The following is an 18,769-nucleotide window of genomic DNA, read 5'->3' as shown; positions in this document are numbered from 1 at the left end:
AACCGGTGCTTACCAATCGTATTTCGCCGTCGCGATCACCGTGCGCGGATTACCGTAGAAGCAGATGTTCACCGACTGGCAACCGCTCACGAAGCGGCGATTGAAAATGTTTTGCGCATTGACGGCGAAGCGCCAGTTGCGCATCTCGTAGTGGACCGCAGCGTCGTACACGGTGTAACTCGGCACGTAGAGCGAATTGTCCGCAGCACCCGCCGAGCCGCTTTGATAACGGATGCCCGCGGCAAGGCCCAGACCCGCGAGCGGCCCAGCGTGCCACGTCCAGTCGCCCCACAGCGAAGCCATCTGGCGCGGCCGTGGAATATCCACAGGCCATTTGTCGAGCGTAACGTCGCCAGCCTTGATGTTCTTCACGTCCTGATACACGTACGCGGCGATCACCGAGAAATTGCGCGTGACATTGCCGACCCCGCTCAACTCGATGCCGCGCGAGCGCACTTCACCGGTCTGCGCGGAGATGCTGCCGGTTGGGTTCAGCGCGAGATCAGGCGTGACGACGTTGGTCTGGTTAATTTGATAAACCGCTGCGTTCAGCATGAGATTCTTGCCGGCCGGTTGCCAGCGCAAACCCGCTTCGATCTGACGGCCCTTGGTCGGCTGGGCAATGCCGCCGCCCGCGATCTTCACGCCCACGAGCGGATTGAACGAGGTCGAATAGCTGATATACGGCGAAAGGCCGTAGTCGCCGAGATAAACGAGCCCGACACGACCCGAGAAAGCATGATCGTCCTGCTGCAGATTGGTGCCGCCTGCAATGTCGTTCTGGCTGGTGTTGCTCCAGTCCTCGCGGCCGCCGAGTGTCAACACCCAGCGCTGCCATTTGACCTGGTCCTGCGCGTACACGCCGAACGAGTTGAGCGTCGACTTGATATTGGTGCGCGGGAACGCCGTGGGACCGTCGAAAATTGCGTTGGTGATCGGCGTATACACCGGGTTGTACATGTTCAGACTCGGACCGGTCGCCATCGCCTCGCTATCGGTGGTCGATTGCCGGTTATATTCGAAGCCAAGCAGCACGGTGTGGTCGAGCGGACCGGTGCGGAAGCTGGCCAGCGCCTGGTTGTCCACATCGAAGCGGCTGTAATTCATCTGATAGAGACCGACGTACCGCAGTAGCGACGCCTGGGTTGGATCAGCCGGATCGAGGCCGCCGCCGAACACCTGCCCCTGATCGAGGGACAAATGCATCAAGCGCGTGTTCTGCCGGAAGGTCCAGACCGGATCGAACTTGTATTCGAACTGATAACCCGCCGACCATTGCTTCTTGCGGTAGTGCGAAAACCCGGGATCGCCCGTGTAGAGATCCGGCGAAATCTTGCCGTTCGGATTGGGCAGGATCGTGCCCTGCGCGGGCAGGAAGTTGTTCGACGCGTCGCCCCAATCCTGCAGGTAAGTCGCCGCGACAGTCAGCGAGGTTTTGGCGTTCGGCTGCCACCTGACCGAAGGCGCAAGCGCCACGCGCTGCTCCGGATTCGGCCCGGTCTGCGAGTTGCCGTCCCGTCCCACGCCCTGGAAGCGATATGACAGCGTACCGTCCTTGTCGATCTTGTCGCCCACATCGAAAGCCAGTTGCTTGCGCGCGTAATCGCCCAGTTGCATTTCGACCTCGCGGATCCGCTCGCCATTCGCGAGCTTGCTCTGGATGTCGATGATCGCGCCCGGATCGCCCTGCCCGTACAGCACCGAGGTCGGACCGCGCAGCACGGTGATGCTGTCGATCATGTACGGATCGACACGCCAGCTCGCGAGATTGAGTGTGTTGGGCACCTGCAGGCCATCCACGAATACGGTGGGCGTGAAGCCGCGCAGCACCGAATACCAGTCGGAACGCACATCCGCGCCGTACGTCGAAAAGCCGGGGACGTAACGCAATGCCTCGTTGACGCTGGTCGCACCAGTCTCTTCGATCTGCGCCGCCGTGACGACGTTGATCGTCTGCGGGATTTCGTCGAGCGGAGTATCGGTCTTGGTGCCGGTGCTGCTGCGACGCGCTACGAGGCCCACCGTCGCTTCGCTTTCCGCTGCCGCCTTGACGCTGATCGATGGCAGCGTACTGGCCGGCGTTGCGTCCTGCTGCGGGGCGGTTGTTTGCTGCTGTGCGCCGCCTGCCTGCTGTGCCGCAGGTTGCACTACCTGCTGTGCCTCCGCATAACCCGCCGCCGCGTAAAACGCCACGCTTGCCGCGGCTGAGATCGCACGCCGACGCGTGCCTATTGCCCACTCCATCTCTCGATTCTCCAGGTTGTCATACCGCCAGATGGCCGCGTCTTGATTAAAGAGCGAAGGCCATGCGTCCCCTACCCCCGCCGTTTTCTTGTGTGTGGTTTGGCCGGCTGGTCGACCAGTCTGGCGAGGTGTGTTGAGCGAGCGACCTGACGATTTCGTCGGAGCGCAGCGCGAGAACCGACAGCAAGGTGTCGGACAGGCCGTGGCTGTCTTCACAGCAGCCTTGCAGGTAGATGCGCGGTTTGAAGTTCGCCGGCGTGTTGAGCCGGTAATCGCGTTCGACATTGCCTTGTGCCAGCGCGTCGCCCAGATGCGGTGCGAGCCCTTCAAGCAACTCGAAATGCGTGTCGCGGCGATAACCCGTCGCGAGTACCAGCGCATCGAACGGTTCGGCGCGGGCGTGGCCGCTCAGACGGTCGCGCAGCGTCAGCTCGATCTGGCCACTCGCCGTACGGACCGCCGTCTCGATCGCGGTGTTCGCCAGCAGGCGATGCCGTGGGTCTGCCGAGACGTCCTGCAAATAGAGCATCTCGTAGATCTGCTCGATCAGCGGACGATCGACCACCGCATAGTTGGTGTCGCGAAAGCGCTCGATCAGCGAACGGCGGCTGTCTTTCGGCTGTGCATAGACCACGTCGGTAAAAGCCGGGCTGAAGATCTCGTTGACGAACGGGCTGTCGTCGGCCGGTTTGAGGGCGCTCGAACGGATCACGAGACTCGCGTCCACATGCGGATAGCGGCGCGTCAGATCGATAAACACTTCGGCGGCGCTCTGCCCCGCGCCGATCACCGCCACGCGTTTGCGCGGACCGTTCTGCGACGGGCCGACCACCCGGTCGATCGACGTCAGATACTTCGACGAATGCACGATGTTGTGCGTGCCGAGCGCGGCGAAGGCCTCCGGCACCTGCGCACCGCCGCCGATTCCCACGGAGAGCGCGCGGGTCACGCGCTGCCATTCGCGGCCGTCGGCGTCGCGCGAGAACACCCGCAGCGCCTCGATTGCGTTCGCGTTGCCCGGCGCCTTGACCGGTTCGATGCCGGTCACCGTCTGCCCGTAATGCACGCGCTCGTCGAATGACGCAGCGACCCAGCTGAGGTAATCGTGGAACTCGACCCGGGTCGGATAGAAGCTCTTCAGATTCACGAATTCCGCCAGACGTCCGCGTTCGAACAGATAGTTGATGAACGTGAAGCGGCTTTTCGGATCGCGCAGCGTGACCAGATCCTTGAGGAAGGAAATCTGCATCCGGCAGTCGTCGAGCAGCATGCCGCGATGCCAGCCGAATTCCGGCTGACGTTCGATGAAGCAATGCGCGAGGTCGGCAACGCCGGTCTCTTCCGCAAGGCGCACGGCAAGCGCCAGATTCGACGGCCCAAAGCCGACGCCGATCAGATTAAATACGGTATCTCTGTGCATGTCTCAGGTCCTTAGCGGTGTGAACCGGCGCGCCGGATGCGCTGGCCGGAGAAAAAAGTGTCGTGAACTGCCGGGACTTCAACCGGCATGGCGGACCTCGGCTACCGTCGATGCATGCGGCGCAACGAGCCGTGCGGCCAGGTCCGCGAAGTTCGGCGCGGCGAATACGTCGGCAATCGAGAGCGCATAACCGGCGGCCTGCGCCGCGTCGACGAAGCGAACGACGTCGAACGACGTCGCGCCGGCCTCGAACAGGTCGTCGTGATGCGCGGGCGTGTTGCCTTCGAAGAGCTCGCCCCAAACGCGTTCGAGCGACTGAGCGAGGCGCCTGGACTCGCCCTCGGGTGCGGCGGGAGCCGGCTGGACGGCAATGCCTTGCTTCCCTGACGCAAAGCGCGCGGGCGATGCGCCAAGCGGCTCATGCGGCGCATCGACCATCTGTTGCACCAGGTCCAGATAGTCGGCCGTCAGCGCCTGAACGAATCCGCCATCGACCAGTTCCTCCGCGTAAGAAAATGCGCCGGTGACACGTCCGTCCGGATGCTCGACCACGTCGAGTTCCAGTTCGAACACGACCCGATGGCGCACGTCGTTGAAATCGTCGAGCGTGAGACCGGCCCAGTCGCGCGCGGCGGTCCCGGCCGGGCGGAGGTAGTTGAACATCACCGAGAAGAGCGGATTGCCAGGCGGGTTGCGTGGCGCGCGCAATGCCGCCACCACCTCAGCGAACGGTGTGTCAGCGTGGGCGTAGGCGGCCAGCGCCGCATCACGCACATGGGCCAGCACCGTGGCGGGCGAGTCCGTGGTCGCGAGCCGCGTGCGCACGACAACGGCATTGATAAAGAGGCCGAGCGCGCGGCGCGCGGTCTCTCCAGTCAGCTCGCGTGTCGAAGCCAGAACTCCTACCGGTTGATCCGTCGCGCCAGTCGCGCCATAAAACGCGATGTTCAACGCGGCGTGCAGCAACATCGGCAGCGTGGCGTGGACTTCGAGCGCCATCGCGCGCGCCCGCTGCACCAGCGCCGGTTCGAATTCGAACGCGAGACGCCCGGCGCTCCAGAGCGGCGTGGCGCAGCGTCCCGACGGCGGTGGCGGCAGGATTTGCGCGGAAGCGTCGGCGAGTGCCTCGCGCCAGAACGACAGCCGGGCGCGCGGTGCGGCAACCGGCAGAACCGGTGTGCCATGCAGAGGCGACGCGGCTGAGCCCACGGGCGCCGCGCCTCGAACGATCGCCACATACATCGCGCGAACGTCCTCCAGCCACAGATCGATCGATTGTCCATCCGACACGATGTGATGCACGACCAGCGACAACACGTGATCCTGCTCGTCGAGCCGCGCAAGCCGCACTCGCCAGAGCGGCGCATCGTCCAGTAGATGGAATGGCCTCAAAGCGTCTTCATCGGTGAGCGCCACGGCGGCGGCCTCGCGTACCGCGGCATCGGAGCCGAGCGTTAAATCGACCACCGGCAGTTCGAAACACTCGCTCGCCGCGACGCGCTGGCCCGGCAACTGGCCGTGCCGCTCGACCAGCCGCGTGCGCAATGCCGGATGGCGCGCCGCGGCCTGAGCAAACGCTTCGCCGAGTGCATCGACATCGAGCGGACCGCGCAAGCGCAACGCGACAGGAATGTTGTAGGCCGCGCTATCCGGTTGCGCGCGCCACAGAAACCACAAACTCAATTGCGCGGACGACAGCGGCCACACACCTTGCGCATCGGCGTGCATGTCTGGACTCGCTGCATTGCCCGCTGCGTCATGACCGCTCCCGGCCACCATCTCGCTGCGCGCTGAAGTCATCACGCGCTGCGCGTACTGCGCGAGCGTCGGCGCCTCGAAGAGCGTACGCACCGGCACGTCGCGTGCGAGCCGCTCGGCTACGCGCGTCGCCACGCGGACCGCCGCGAGCGAATGGCCGCCGAGTTCGAAGAAATGATCGCCGCGGCCGACGCGCTCCACGCCCAGCACTTCCCGAAAGATCTGTGCGAGCGCCGTTTCCAGGCCGGCTGCGGGCGCCTGATAGGCTCGTGCGACACGCTGCGGCTCCGGCAACGCCGCGCGGTCCACCTTGCTGTTCGCATTGCGCGGCAAGGCATCGAGCACGACGATATGCGCGGGCACCATGTAATCGGGCAGCGTGTGACGCAGATGCGCGTCGAGTTCGGCGGCGTCCGCGCGCACAGTGCGCTCGCGCGCTTCGGCACTCAACTCGACATACGCCACCAGCGCCGCTTGTGCGCCCTTGCCATGCACGACCGCCACGGCTTCGCGCACGTCGTCATGCGCGGCGAGCTGCGCCTCGATCTCCCCGAGCTCGATCCGCAAGCCGCGCAGCTTCACCTGATGATCGACGCGACCGATGAAGTCGAACACGCCATCCGCGCGCCGCTTGACGAGGTCGCCCGTGCGATAGAGCCGCGCGCCCGGCGCGCCGAACGGATCGGGCACGAAGCGCTCGGCCGTCAGCGCGGGCCGGTCGAGATAGCCGCGCGCGACGCCCACGCCCTCGCCGCCCAGATACAGCTCGCCAATCACGCCGACCGGCAGCGGATTCAGACGCGTGTCGAGCACATGCGCGCTGCGCGCGCCCACCAGCGTGCCGATCGGCAGATAAGCGCTGTCCGCGAGCCTGGCGGGATCGTCGCCCGGATAGAACATCCACAGCATCGGCGTGATGACGGTCTCGGTCGGGCCGTAACCGTTGACGATGCGCGCGTTCGGAAACGCCCGGCGCATCAGCGCGAAGGCTTCCCGCGAGGTGGCTTCGCCACCCACCGTCAGGGATCGCAGGCTCGGCGGTGCACCATGTGCCAGCGCCCATTCGGCGAGCTGGGTCGCGCAACCGGGCGGCACGTAGGTCATCGTCACGCCTTCGCGGACCATCATCCGGCAGGTTTGCGCGGGCGGCCAGAGGGTGTCCGCGGTGATCGCCACCGCGGCGCCGGACATGTATTGCGAGAACCAGCCTTCATGCGCGCCGTCGAAATTGACCGACTGGAACAGCAGGAACACGTCTTTTTCGCCCGCGCCGTAGCGCTCGGCAATCGCCGCGCAATGCAGCGCGAACGAGCCGTGATCGACCACGACGCCCTTCGGTTTGCCGGTTGAGCCGGAGGTGTAGATCACATAGGCCGCCTGATGCGGCGACACAGCGGGCAGCGCGACCTGAGCCGTCGGCGGATCGTCACGCTCGATTTGTTCGTCGATCAGCCACAGGCGCAAGCGATCCGACACCGGCAGCGCGACGAGGCTCGCACGTTCGGTGATGACGTGGGTAATCTGCGCGTCGTCGAGAATCTGCGCGAGACGCTCGCGTGGATGGCTCGGATCGAGCGGCACGAACGCGCCGCCCGATTTGAGCGCGGCAATCAATCCGACCAGCAGATCAACCGAGCGACTCAACGCCACCCCCACACGCATTTCAGCGTTCACCCCTGCTGCGACGAGCCGTTGCGCGAGCCGCGTCGCGCGTGCGTCCAGTTCGCCACGCGAGAGCGAACGTTCGGCATCGGCGACGCCACGGGCATCGGGCCGCGCTCGGGCATGGTCGGCCACGCGCTGATGAACGGGCCTGAACGCTGCGGCATGGTTGAGCGGCGTGCTGTTCCATGCGTCGAGTTGAGCGCGTTCGGCCTCGGGCAGCCATTGCAGATCGCCAAGCGCCGTGGCGGGGGCAGCAGTTGCGTTGGCCAGCAATTCGATGAACCGCGCGGCGAGACGCTCCACCGCATCGCGGTCGAAGAGATCGAGCGCGTAGATAAAGTAGGCGTCGATCGAACCGTCGTCGCGTTCCTCGAAACTGAGCGTCAGATCGAATTTGGCAAACGGCGCGCCCGACGGCAACTCCGTCATGCGCACTTCAGCGAGCGACGGCAAGCGGCGCCGCGCGCCGTAGGCGGCCATTACCTGAAACAGCGGATGGTGGCTCGCGCTGCGCACCACGCCGAGCGCCTCGACGACCTGCTCGAACGGCACATCCTGATGCGATTGAGCGTCGATGAGGGTTTGCTGGGTCGCGCCGATCAGCGCCGCAAACGACTGCGTCGCCGGTACCGGTGTGGCCAACGTGAGCGTGTTCACGAAGAAGCCGACGAGGCCGGCCACCTCACTGCGCTCGCGATTCGCGGCGGGCACGCCGATCTGAATCTGCGTTTCACCCGACGCGCGCGCCAGCAGCGCATTGAGTACGGCAAGCAGCACGGCAAACGGCGTCGCGCGCTGTGCATTGGCGAGCGCCTTGAGTTGCTGAACCTGCGACGGCTCGATTACAAAGCGATGCCGCGCACCACGCGCGCTGCGTTGCGCCGGCCGCGGCGCGGCGCCTGGGAACATCAGTACGTCGCGGCTCGCATCCAGCCGGGCCCGCCAGAATTCGAGCTGACGCTCACGCTCGCCGGCATCGAGCCAGCGGCGCTGCCACAGCGCGTAATCCGCGTACTGGATCGGCAGCGGCGCCAGCGACACCGCGTCGCTCTTTGCGTACGCGTGATAGAACGACGCCAGTTCCGCGAGCATCACGTCCGCCGACCAGCCGTCCGAGACGATGTGATGCGTCGTCAGCGCGAGCCAGTGCGTCGTCGCGTCGATCTGGATCAGATGCGCGCGCATCAACGGCCCCTGCGACAGATCGAAGCGTTGTGCTTCATCGGCCTGCGCGATCGCGGCCGCGCGGGCTTCGCGCTCGCTCGCCGGCAGCGTGCTCACGTCGCTGGCATGCCACGGGCAGCGCGACGGCGCGTGCACGGCCTGCAATACGCCGTCAGCGCTTTCAGCAAAGGTCGTGCGCAATGCCTCGTGACGCGCGATCAGCGCATCGCACGACAGGCGCAACGCATTCGCATTGAGCGCGCCATCGAGACGCAAACGTTCGGTGACGTGATACGCCGCCGGCTCGTCGATCATGCGGGCGTGCAGCCACAACCGCGTTTGCGCGAACGACGCGGGCACGCTTGCGGTGCGCTCGGCGCGCGGCGGAATCGGCAGCACACGAAAATCGATGCCGGCCGTGTCGAGTTTCGCGAGGAAGGCCTTGCGTTGCGCGTCGGGCAATAGCGCGAAACGTGCGGCGAGAGAAAGCAGGTCCGGTTTGGCGATGCTCATACTGGGTTGTCTCTGGTCGGGTCGGCTGGAGCGTTATTGGAGTTCGAACTCACCGAGGAGCGCGTCGATCGCGCTGGCGGTGTCCGGTCCGGTGTCGGCGTCGCGTTCGGCCCGCGCGCGATCGATCGCCGCAGCACAACGTTGCAACGTGCGTTCGTCGAACAAGGTGCGCAGCGGCAGGATCAACGTCCAATGAAGATTGGCCTGCGCGTTCGCCTGCGTGGCGAGTAGCGAGTGACCGCCGAGCGCGAAGAAGTCGTCGTCGCGGCCAATCGCGTCCAGACGCAGCACGCGTTTCCAGATGGCGGCCAGTTCGCGCTCGGTGTCCGTCTCCAACAACGTGGCGGCGGGTTCGTTTGCGAGCCCGCGAACGGGCGCCGGCAACGCATGACGGTCGCACTTGCCGTTCGGCGTGACGGGCAACGCGTCCATCCCGATCAGTTGCGCGGGCACCATGTACGACGGCAATTGCGCACGCAAGCCGTCAAGCAGCGCGGACGTGTCGATCGCGCCGCCGCTACCGCGCGCGACGTAGCCGATCAACTGCTCGTCGCGCACGATCACCACCGCGTCGTGCACACCTGGCGCGGCACGCAACAAGGCTTCGATCTCGCCGGGCTCGATGCGCTGGCCGCGCAGCTTCACCTGCGTGTCCATACGGCCGAGATACTCGAGTGCGCCGTCAGGGCGACGACGCGCCAGGTCACCGGTTCGATACAGCCGTGCACCTTCCACGAACGGATTGGGAACGAAGCGCTCCGCGGTCAACGCCGCGCGGCCGAGATAGCCGCGCGCCAGACCCACGCCGCCCAGATACAGTTCGCCGACAGCGCCTTGCGGCAGCGGCTGCAACGCCGCATCGAGTACATGCAGTTGCAGGTTTGCAATCGGCTGGCCAATCGGCACGGACGCAGCACCCGCATCGCGGGCGTCGCAGGTCCAATGCGACACGTCGATGGCGGCTTCGGTCGGGCCGTACAGGTTGTAAAGCCGTGCCTGGGGCAGATGCTGCGCGACGCGCGCCACCAGTTCAGGTGCGAGCGCCTCCCCGCTTGCGACGATGCGCTCGATGCTCGTGCAGCGAGCGGCGGCCTTGAAATCCTCCAGATGCGCGACGAAGGCCGCGAGCATCGACGGCACGAAATGCAGCGTCGTGACGCGGTGCGTTTCGATGGCGGCCACCAGACGCGCCGGATCGCGATGATCGCCAGGCGCCGCGATCGCGAGCTTCGCTCCGATGGCGAGCGGCCAGACGAATTCCCACACCGACACGTCGAAGCCAAACGGCGTCTTGTGCAACACGACGTCGTCGACGCTCAGGCGATACGCGTCCTGCATCCACGCAATCCGGTTCGCGAGCGCGCGATGCGAGTTGCCCGCGCCCTTCGGCTTGCCGGTCGAACCGGAGGTGTAGATCAGATAGGCCAGTTGATCGGGCGCGACCGGCACGGGCGCGGCGAGCGTGGCGTCCGTGACGAGCAGTTCGTCGACCGTCAGAATCCTGACGTTGCTGTTCTCCACTGCCGCCACCACGCGGTCGCGCAGATGCGCTTGCGTCAGCACGACCGCCGGCCTGGCGTCGTTGAGCAGATAGCCGATGCGCTCGGCCGGATAGTCGGGATCGATCGGCAGATACGCCGCGCCCGCTTTCAGGATGCCGATCAGCGCCACCACCATGTCGAACGACCGCTCGACACACAACGCCACCGCCGTATCGGCCTGCACGCCCGCTGCGTTGAGCGCGGCGGCGACGCGCTCGGCGTTCGCGTCGAGCGCGCGGTAGGTCATCTGCTGCGTGCGTCCCTGCGGATCGGTGAACTCCAGCGCGATCGCATCCGGCGACGCGAGCGCCGCCTGTTCGAACTGACGATGCAGCGGCTGTTGCTGTGCTGACGGCCACACTTGCGCGGTCGCGTTGGCGCGCGCCAGCGTGACGAGGTCGTCGACGCTCGCGATCGAGATCGTCCCGAGCGGCGCATGTGGATCGGCGATCAAACCATCGAGGCACGCGGCAAACGCACGATGCAACGCCACGACGCGTGCTTCATCCACCCGCGCGGTGTCGTAGCCATAGTCGATCGTGAGCGTCGCGCCGGCTTCGATCACCAGCGTAAGCGCGAAGTCAGTCGCTTCGATATTGCGCAGGTCGCGCAGTTTCAACGCGCGCGCGTCACGTCCTTGCCACGCTTCGTCGACGGGATAGTTTTCGAACACCACCAGCGAGTCGAACAGCGCGCCGCCACCTTGCCCCGCCCACTGCTGGATTTCATAGAGCGGCGTATGCGCGTGTTCCGCCGCGGCGGCATTGTCGCGCTGCAATTCCTGAAGCCACGCCGACGCCGAACGTTGCGGCAACGGCGCCGTGATGACCGGCAGCGTGTTGATGAAAAGGCCCAGCACGGTGTCAGCATCAGGCAACGCATCGGGCCGGCCCGCCACAGTCGCACCGAATGCGACGGACGTGTGATTCGTCATGCGTTGCAGTGCCAGCGCCCATGCGCCCTGCACCATCGTGTTGACGGTCACCTTCAGACGGCGCGCCGTTTCGCCCAGGCGCGCGGTCGTTGCGGCGTCAAGGCTTTCACGACGCGTGAGATGGCCGGCCACGAGCGGGGCTTGCGTGTCGCGCCCGGCAACGAGCGTCGGTTCGTCGAGACGCGCAAGACGTTGCATCCAGAAGGCTTGCTCTGCTTCTGCGTCGCGTGCGCCGAGCCATGCGATGAAATCGCGGTAACGGGTTTTCGCGGGCGCCGCGAACGGTTGCGGACGCGGTGGCTCGATATAGTCGCGCAACATATCGGCGAAGAAACGCGCCGTGCTCCAGCCGTCGAGCAGCAGATGGTGGCGCGTCCAGACAAGACGCCATGCGTCATCCGTGACGCGAATCAGCGCCACGCGCATCAATGGCGGCGCGGTCAGATCGAAACCGCGCGCGCGGTCGGCGCTAAGCCAGGTCTCGAAGGTATTCAGCACGCCCTCGCCCTGATCGCGCCAATCGAGCACCTCGACCGGCATACGCGCCTGACGATGCACGATCTGCATCGGCGTCGCTTCGTCCGGTGTGAAACTCGTGCGCAAGATATCGTGACGCGGCACGGCTGCTTCAAACGCGGCACGCAAACGCTCGACGTCGGGTTCGATCAACGTCGCGACCAGTTGATTCACATAGGTCGACTGCTCGGGCGCGAACAGCGAGTGAAACAGAATGCCGTGCTGCATCGGCGACAACGGGTAGATATCGTCGACGGTACGCAGATCGAGCGGCACGCGCTCCAGCGCGGCAAGCGTCAGGCCGCCCGCGCGCGCGAGCGGATAGTCGCCGGGTGTGGCGCCAGCGCCGCGTTGCGCGAGGCGCGCGGTGCATGCAGCCGTCAATTCGGCGAGTGCGGTTTCGAAACGCTGCGCGAGCGCTTCGATCGTCGCGCGCCCGAATTGCGTCGCGCCGTATACCCAATGGACTTTGAGCGTTCGCGTGGCGTCGCCGTCGATATAGGCGTGAATGGCGAGTGCGTTGCCGATCGGACCTGCCGGATCGCGCTCGCGGCCCGCGCCGCCGAAACGCGGCCTGAGCGCGGCGTCGCGCGGCGCATCGAACTGACCCAGGTAATTGAAAGTGACACGCGGACGCGGCACGGCGGCCAGTGCCGCGCGCGTCGCCGGGTCGCCGTAATGGCGCAGCACGCCGAAGCCGAGCCCTTTGTTCGGCACCGCACGCAAGCTGTCCTTGACCGTAGCGAGTGTGGCCGCCGACGTGCTGCCGACGACGAATTCCACCGGATAGTGGCTCGTCAGCCAGCCAGGCGTACGGCTCACGTCGGCATCCTCGAACAATGCCTCGCGGCCATGACCTTCGAGTTCGATGCGGCAAGTCTGCTTATCCAGCGACAGCGCCAGCGCCGCGACCAGCAGTTCGATCATCTGCGTGCGGTAGGCAGCGTTCGCTTCCGTCAACGCGGCGCGCGTCAGGTCGGCGTCGATGGTCTGGATGACCGTGTGCGCGTCGGCATTGGTTGCGTGAGCCTTGGGGCGGTCGAGCGGAAGATCGTCGTATGGCGTGGCGAGCGCGGCCCAATAGGGCACTTCGGCGGCGAACGGCGAGTTGGCTGTATCGGTTGCAGCACGAGCGAGCCGCGCCGCCCAGTCCTGCGCAGTGATTCCCGTCGACGTAAGACGCACGCTGCGACGCTCGCACGCGGCACGGTACGCGGCGTCGAGATCGTCCAGCAGCACACGCCACGATACGCCATCGACGACGATGTGATGGATCGCCAGATAGAGCCGCGTCGTGCCGTCGGGCAGCATCGCGGCCAGCGCGCAGACGAGCGGGCCGTGTGTCAGATCGAGCGTGCTTTGCAGGGCGTCGAATTGCGCCAGCGCGTCGGCTTCGTCGCGTGCGGAAGCGGCCGCGAGCGGCAGCGTCTCGAACGCGCGCGCGGCGAGCGTCAACTGCCATTCACCCTGGGGGCCGCTTTGCGCGAAGCGGTGGCGAAAAATTTCGTGATGCGTGAGCAGTGTGTCGAACGCCCGGGCAAACGCATCGAAGTCGAACGGCGCCGGCGTCTCGAGTTCGATCGACTGATTCCAGTGACCACGCTGTGGAATATCCAGCGCGAAAAAGCGCAGCTGGGCAGGCGTGAGAATCGCGGCATGCTCAGCACTCCTCGCCATTGGCGGCAGTTTCGACGTGGCCGGCGCCGCTGCCTCCACCGCGGTTGCCACGCGCGCAAGTTGCGCGAGGGTCGGCGCGTCGAACAACTGCTTCGGCGTGAAGCGCACGCCGCGCTTGCGTGAACGCGCGATCACCTGCAGCACGAGAATCGAGTCGCCGCCGAGTTCGAAGAAGTTGTCGTCGCGGCCCACGTGCTCCGCTTTGAGCACCTCTTTCCAGACCGCCGCGAGCGCCTCTTCGGTCGCGCCTTGCGGCGCATCCCCTTGCGTGACCGACGGCGACGGCGCGGCAGCCAGCGCGCGCAACGCGGCACGATCGACCTTGCCGTTTGCAGTGACCGGCAATGCAGCCACCAGCAACAATACGGCCGGCACCATGTACTCCGGCAAACGCGCGGTCAACGCGGCGCGCAACGCGGGTTCGTCAAGACGCGATCCGCCGGACAGCGCCACGAACGACGCCAGACGCAAGCGCCCTTCATGTTCCACCGCGAGCGTTTCAGCCTGCGTCACGCCATCCAGCGCGCGCAATGCCGTGCTCACCTCGCCCGGTTCGACGCGATAGCCGCGGATTTTGACCTGATCGTCCAGACGTCCAAGGAAATCCAGCCGGCGATCGGCCCGCAGACGCACGCGGTCGCCCGTGCGGTAGAGACGCTCACCCGCTGCGAACGGATGCGGTACGAAGCGTTCGGCGGTCGCGGCCGCGCGGTTCAGGTAGCCACGCGCGACGCCTGGACCACCGAGATACAGTTCGCCGATCCCGCCACGCGGCACGCTCGCGCCGTGCTTGTCGAGTACGCATGCATAGGCGTTCGGCAACGGCAGGCCGAGCGGCACGGCTTGCGCACTGTCAGTGCGGCATGCCGCCTGCGCCGCTGCGGACGTGTCGCAAGTCAGCGCGCCGACCGTCGCTTCAGTCGGGCCGTAGTGATTGATGACGCGGCACGCGGGCTTGAGCGCCGCGATCCGTTCGACCAGCGACCACGGCAGCGTTTCACCGCCCGTCACCAACGCATGCGCGGGCAGCACGTCGGCTGGCTGTTGGGCGTCGAGCAGCGCATGCAGATGGCTCGGGACGATCTTCAGCACGCCGACACGGCGCGTGCGCATCTCGTGGGCGAAGCGATCGGGATCGAATGCACATTGCGCGGGCAGCAGATGCAAGGTGCGGCCCGAGCAGAGCGCGCCGAACAGCGTCGTATGCCCGAGGTCGGCGGCGACGGTGGACACCATCGCCATCGAGGCGTCGGCAGCGAAGGCGAGTTCGTCCAGCATGCCTTCGACGTAGTCCGCCAATGCACGATGCGAGATCGCGACACCCTTCGGTGTGCCAGTCGAGCCGGATGTGAAGATCAGATACGCGGCCTGGTCGGGCGAAACCGACGGCGTGGTGCGTGGCCCGCTTATACCCGCTATAGATACGGACTGCGTGAGCGTGTCGAGATCGAGCGTTTGCGCATTGCCGATGGCGCCCGTTGCGGATCCATCAAAAGCCGTCAGCACCCATTGCGCGTTGCAGGCGCCGACCGCAGCGGCCAGCCGTTCCTGCGGCGCCGCCGGATCGAGCGGCACCACGTAGGCGCCCGACTTCATCACGCCGAGCAGCGCCACGGCAAAGCGCGCCGAACGTTCGATACACACCGCAACAGGCTGCTCCGCGCCCACATTCCGTTGCTGCAAGGCGAGCGCGATGCGGTCCGAGGCGTGATCGAGTTCAGCAAAGGTGATCTGCGTATCGGCGTCCGCGAGCGCGATGCGATGCGGTGCTTCGCTCGCCTGTCGGGCGAACAGCGCAAGCACGTTCCCAGCTGCGGAGTGAAGCGCGCGACCTTGCCGCGCCGAGCGATAGTCCACGCTATCCGCGCAGTCCAGTTCGGCGATCGCGCGTTGTGGATCGCGCACCGCGTCCGCCACCAGCGTCGCGTAACTATGAAGCCATGCTTGCGCGGTCGCTTCATCGATGCCGTCGAGTGCATAGGCGGCAACCAGTTCGATGCCGCGCGGGTCATCGGTGAAATCGAGTGCGAAATCGAAACGCGCCGCGAGATCGAGACCGGGTGACATCCGCACCGAAGCGCCCGGTAGTTCCGCCGTCAACTCCAGATCGAACTGCTGCGCGAACTTGACCTTGAGCCATTCCTCACCGCGCCGCACCGGCGGCTTCGCGGCGTCGAGCACCTGATCGAACGGCACGTCCTGATGCGCGAAGGCATCGAATGCCGAGCGGCGCACGCCGTCGAGCAACGCGGCGAACGACTGGTCCGGCGCGACGTGGGCGCGCAACGCGAGCGTGTTGAGAAACAGACCGACCAGCGGCGCGGTGTCCGCGCGCTGCCGATGCGCGATTGGCGCTGCCACCACGATGTCAGTCGCGCCGGTCAGGCGATGGAGCCAGGCGTCGAAGGCTGCCAGCAGCACAGTGAAAGTGGACGCCTGCGCACGCCGCGCCGTGTCGCGCACGGCTTCGGAAAGCGCTGCGGGAAGGCGCAACGCAAGACGGCCGCCGCGATGGTCGCGCTGTGGCGAGCGCGGCCGGTCGAGCGGCAATGCGAGCGGTTCCGGCGCATCGCGCAATGCGGCGCGCCAATAGGTCAGTTGCCGCTCGCCCTCGCCGGCCGCGAGCCAGTCGCGTTGCCATTGCGCATAGTCGGCGTATTGGACCGGCAATGCGGGCAATTGCGGCGCACGTCCGGTAGCGAATGCGGCGTAGGCCGTTTTCAGTTCGTCGAAGGCGCAGCGCGAGCTCCAGCCGTCGCTGATCGAATGATGTGCCGTCAGCAGGAAGCGCTGCGTGTTGTTGGTGAGCGTGATGAGCGTGGCGCGCAACAGCGGGCCAGTCGATAGCTCGAATGCCTCACTGACATGATGCCCGGTCAGCTCGGCGAGCTGCGCGGCGCGCACGGCCTCGCTGCTGGTGTGCAGGCTGATGTCGGCGATCCGCACCGGCAATGCGGCGTGGACGCGTTGCATCACGATGCCGTCGTCGGTTTCGACAAGCGTGGTGCGCCAGGCCTCCTGACGCTCGATCAGGCAATCGAGCGCGCGTTGCAGCGTGCCGACGTCGAGTGCGCCCTGCACGTCCCATTGCACGGCGACGTGATACGCGGACCCTGCATCCTGCGTTTGCGCGAGCACCCAGAAGCGCTGCTGGGCGAACGAGGCCGCACGGTCAACGAACGGGGCATCGACGGGCCGCACCACTGTAATCCGGTGCCCATCAATCAACGTTTCAGTCTCGCTGCGATCGATCAATGCGGCGAGCGTCTCGAGCGGCTGGTCGTCGAACAACGCATCGAGCCTGAGATTCACGCGCCATTCGACGCGGATCGCCGCCTGCAATTGCATCGCCGCGAGCGAATCGCCACCGCGTGCAAAGAAGCGCTCAGCGCGGCCGATCGGCGCCGGATCGTTCAGCAGTTTTTGCCAGAGGCCCGCGAGACGTTCTTCCGTAGCGGTTTGCGGCGCCGCATAACCAGCGCTTGCCACGACCGGCAGCGCCGCTACGGCGTCACGCAATGCAGCGCGATCGAGCTTGCCGTTCAGCGTATAAGGCAGACGCTCGAAGCGCGCGAAGCGATGCGGCTGCCACGCCTGCGGCAAATGTGCGGCGAGGTGCGCCTGCAGCGCCGCGTCGTCGAGTGCTTCTTTCAGCACGATACAGGCGATCAGTTGCGTCCTGCCGTCAGCCGTTTCGGCCAGCACGCCTGCATCGGCGATTGCGGCATGCGTCAACAGACAAGCCGCGATCTCGCCCGGCTCCACCCGCACGCCACGCACCTGCACCTGATCGTCGATACGGCCCAGATAGTCGAACGAGCCGTCCACACGTTCGCGCGCGAGGTCGCCCGTGCGATAGATCCGCTCGCCTGGCTCGCCGCCCGGGTCCGGCAGGAAACGTTCGGCGGTGAGCGCCGCGCGGCCATGATAGCCACGCGCGAGACACACGCCGCCGAGCAACAGTTCGCCGGCCTCGCCTCGCTGCGCGATGCCTTCGATATGCGCGACGCGGCGTCCGATCGGCCAGCCGATGGGTAGCGACGCGTAGCCATTGCCCTCTTCAAGCGCCGGTGTCGTGCCCGGATTGACCGGCCACAGCATCGGAGAAATCACCGCCTCGGTCGGGCCATAACCATTGACGAGGCGGATCGACGGGAACACGCGGCGAATCTCGTCGAAGCTGTCCTGCGACATCGCCTCGCCCCCGAACAGCAGCGTGCGAAGCGTTGACGGCACGCCAAGGCGCTCGCAAACGTTCGCGAACTCGCGCAAATAAGCGGGCGGCAGCGTGGTATTGGTCACGCCTTCGCGCAACATGAATGCGTGTGTGGCTTCCGGTGGGAATGGCGGCGGGTCGCTGATCACCACACTGCCGCCGACCGCGAGCGGCACCAGCCACGCTTCAATCGAGACATCGAAATTCACTGAGGCAAAATGCAGCACGCGATCGGTAGCGTCGATCGGCAAGGATTCGGCGAGCGCGTCGCCATGCGCGGCGAGCGGGCCGTGCTCGACTGCCACCGCCTTCGGCGTACCGGTCGAACCGGACGTGTAGATCATGTAGGCGGCCGCGCGCGGATGCACGGGTTCATCGTCATCGTCGAAACGCGTTGCGACGTCATCCGTCAACGCAGCGCTTTCGACGTCGACACATTGAGCGAAACGCTTACGCATCGCCGCATCTGCTGAACTATCGACAATGCCGTGCGCAAGCCCCGCATCCTGCGCGATCCAATCGAGGCGTGCGGCCGGATGACGCGGATCGAGCGCGACGAACACGCCACCCGCCTTCAGGACTGCGAGCAATGCGACAAACAGATCGCACGAACGCGCGACGCATACGCCGACGCGCACTTCCGTCGTGACACCCGCACGCCTTAGCTGGGCCGCCAGACGCGCCGCGCGGCGATCCAGTTCGCCACGCGTGAGCCGCACCGTGTGCGGCGTGAACGACGCAAGCGCGGGCGCATCGGGATCGATGCGCGCCAAAGCGTGGATTCGGTGGTGCAACGCAATCGGGAAGCTCGTCATGGGCATGAAATCCGTTAGAACTGGCCGCATGGGCCAAGTCGCAGGCCGCAATGGGCCGCTTCATTGGTGTGACGAACCGCGAGCGCAAATCTTTACCGTCAACCTTGTTTTGTTCGGACTGCATCTTTTCTTGCAGAGGGTCGTGGTTGACCGTTATTCCAACGGCAAATCCATTGGTAAAGCCGGTGGTAAATGTTTGCCACGCCCATTCGTCTATCAGGCGAGGAGTACGTTTTTGCTCCGCCGACTTGCCGCACTCATTCGCTGCATTTCACCGATCCATTTGCGACCCACTGCGACCCATTG

Annotated in this window: 4 protein-coding genes; all 4 read right to left on the bottom strand. The window is 65.9% G+C overall.

Annotated features, from left to right (window positions below; all coding sequences use genetic code 11):
- Positions 1-9: 9 nt before the first annotated feature.
- Positions 10-2,244, bottom strand: a complete 2,235-nt coding sequence (locus PQR27_RS35305) for a TonB-dependent siderophore receptor (protein ID WP_408528159.1) — start codon at positions 2,242-2,244, stop codon at positions 10-12.
- A 46-nt stretch (positions 2,245-2,290) separates the two neighbouring features.
- A complete protein-coding gene (locus PQR27_RS35300; RefSeq protein WP_408528158.1) occupies positions 2,291-3,664 on the bottom strand; it encodes a lysine N(6)-hydroxylase/L-ornithine N(5)-oxygenase family protein in 1,374 nt (457 codons plus the stop codon).
- A gap of 78 nt (positions 3,665-3,742) precedes the next feature.
- Positions 3,743-8,764 carry a non-ribosomal peptide synthetase gene (locus PQR27_RS35295; RefSeq protein WP_408528157.1) on the bottom strand — a complete coding sequence of 1,674 codons (5,022 nt, stop codon included), beginning with the start codon at positions 8,762-8,764 and terminating at the stop codon, positions 3,743-3,745.
- A 33-nt stretch (positions 8,765-8,797) separates the two neighbouring features.
- A complete protein-coding gene (locus PQR27_RS35290) occupies positions 8,798-18,463 on the bottom strand; it encodes a non-ribosomal peptide synthetase (RefSeq protein ID WP_408528156.1) in 9,666 nt (3,221 codons plus the stop codon).
- Positions 18,464-18,769: the final 306 nt, after the last annotated feature.

Origin of the sequence: Paraburkholderia fungorum (assembly GCF_046027215.1) — a bacterium.
Lineage (GTDB): Bacteria > Pseudomonadota > Gammaproteobacteria > Burkholderiales > Burkholderiaceae > Paraburkholderia > Paraburkholderia fungorum_D.
Note: the sequence above shows the minus strand (reverse complement) of the source record. Positions and strands in the feature narration are given on the sequence as shown.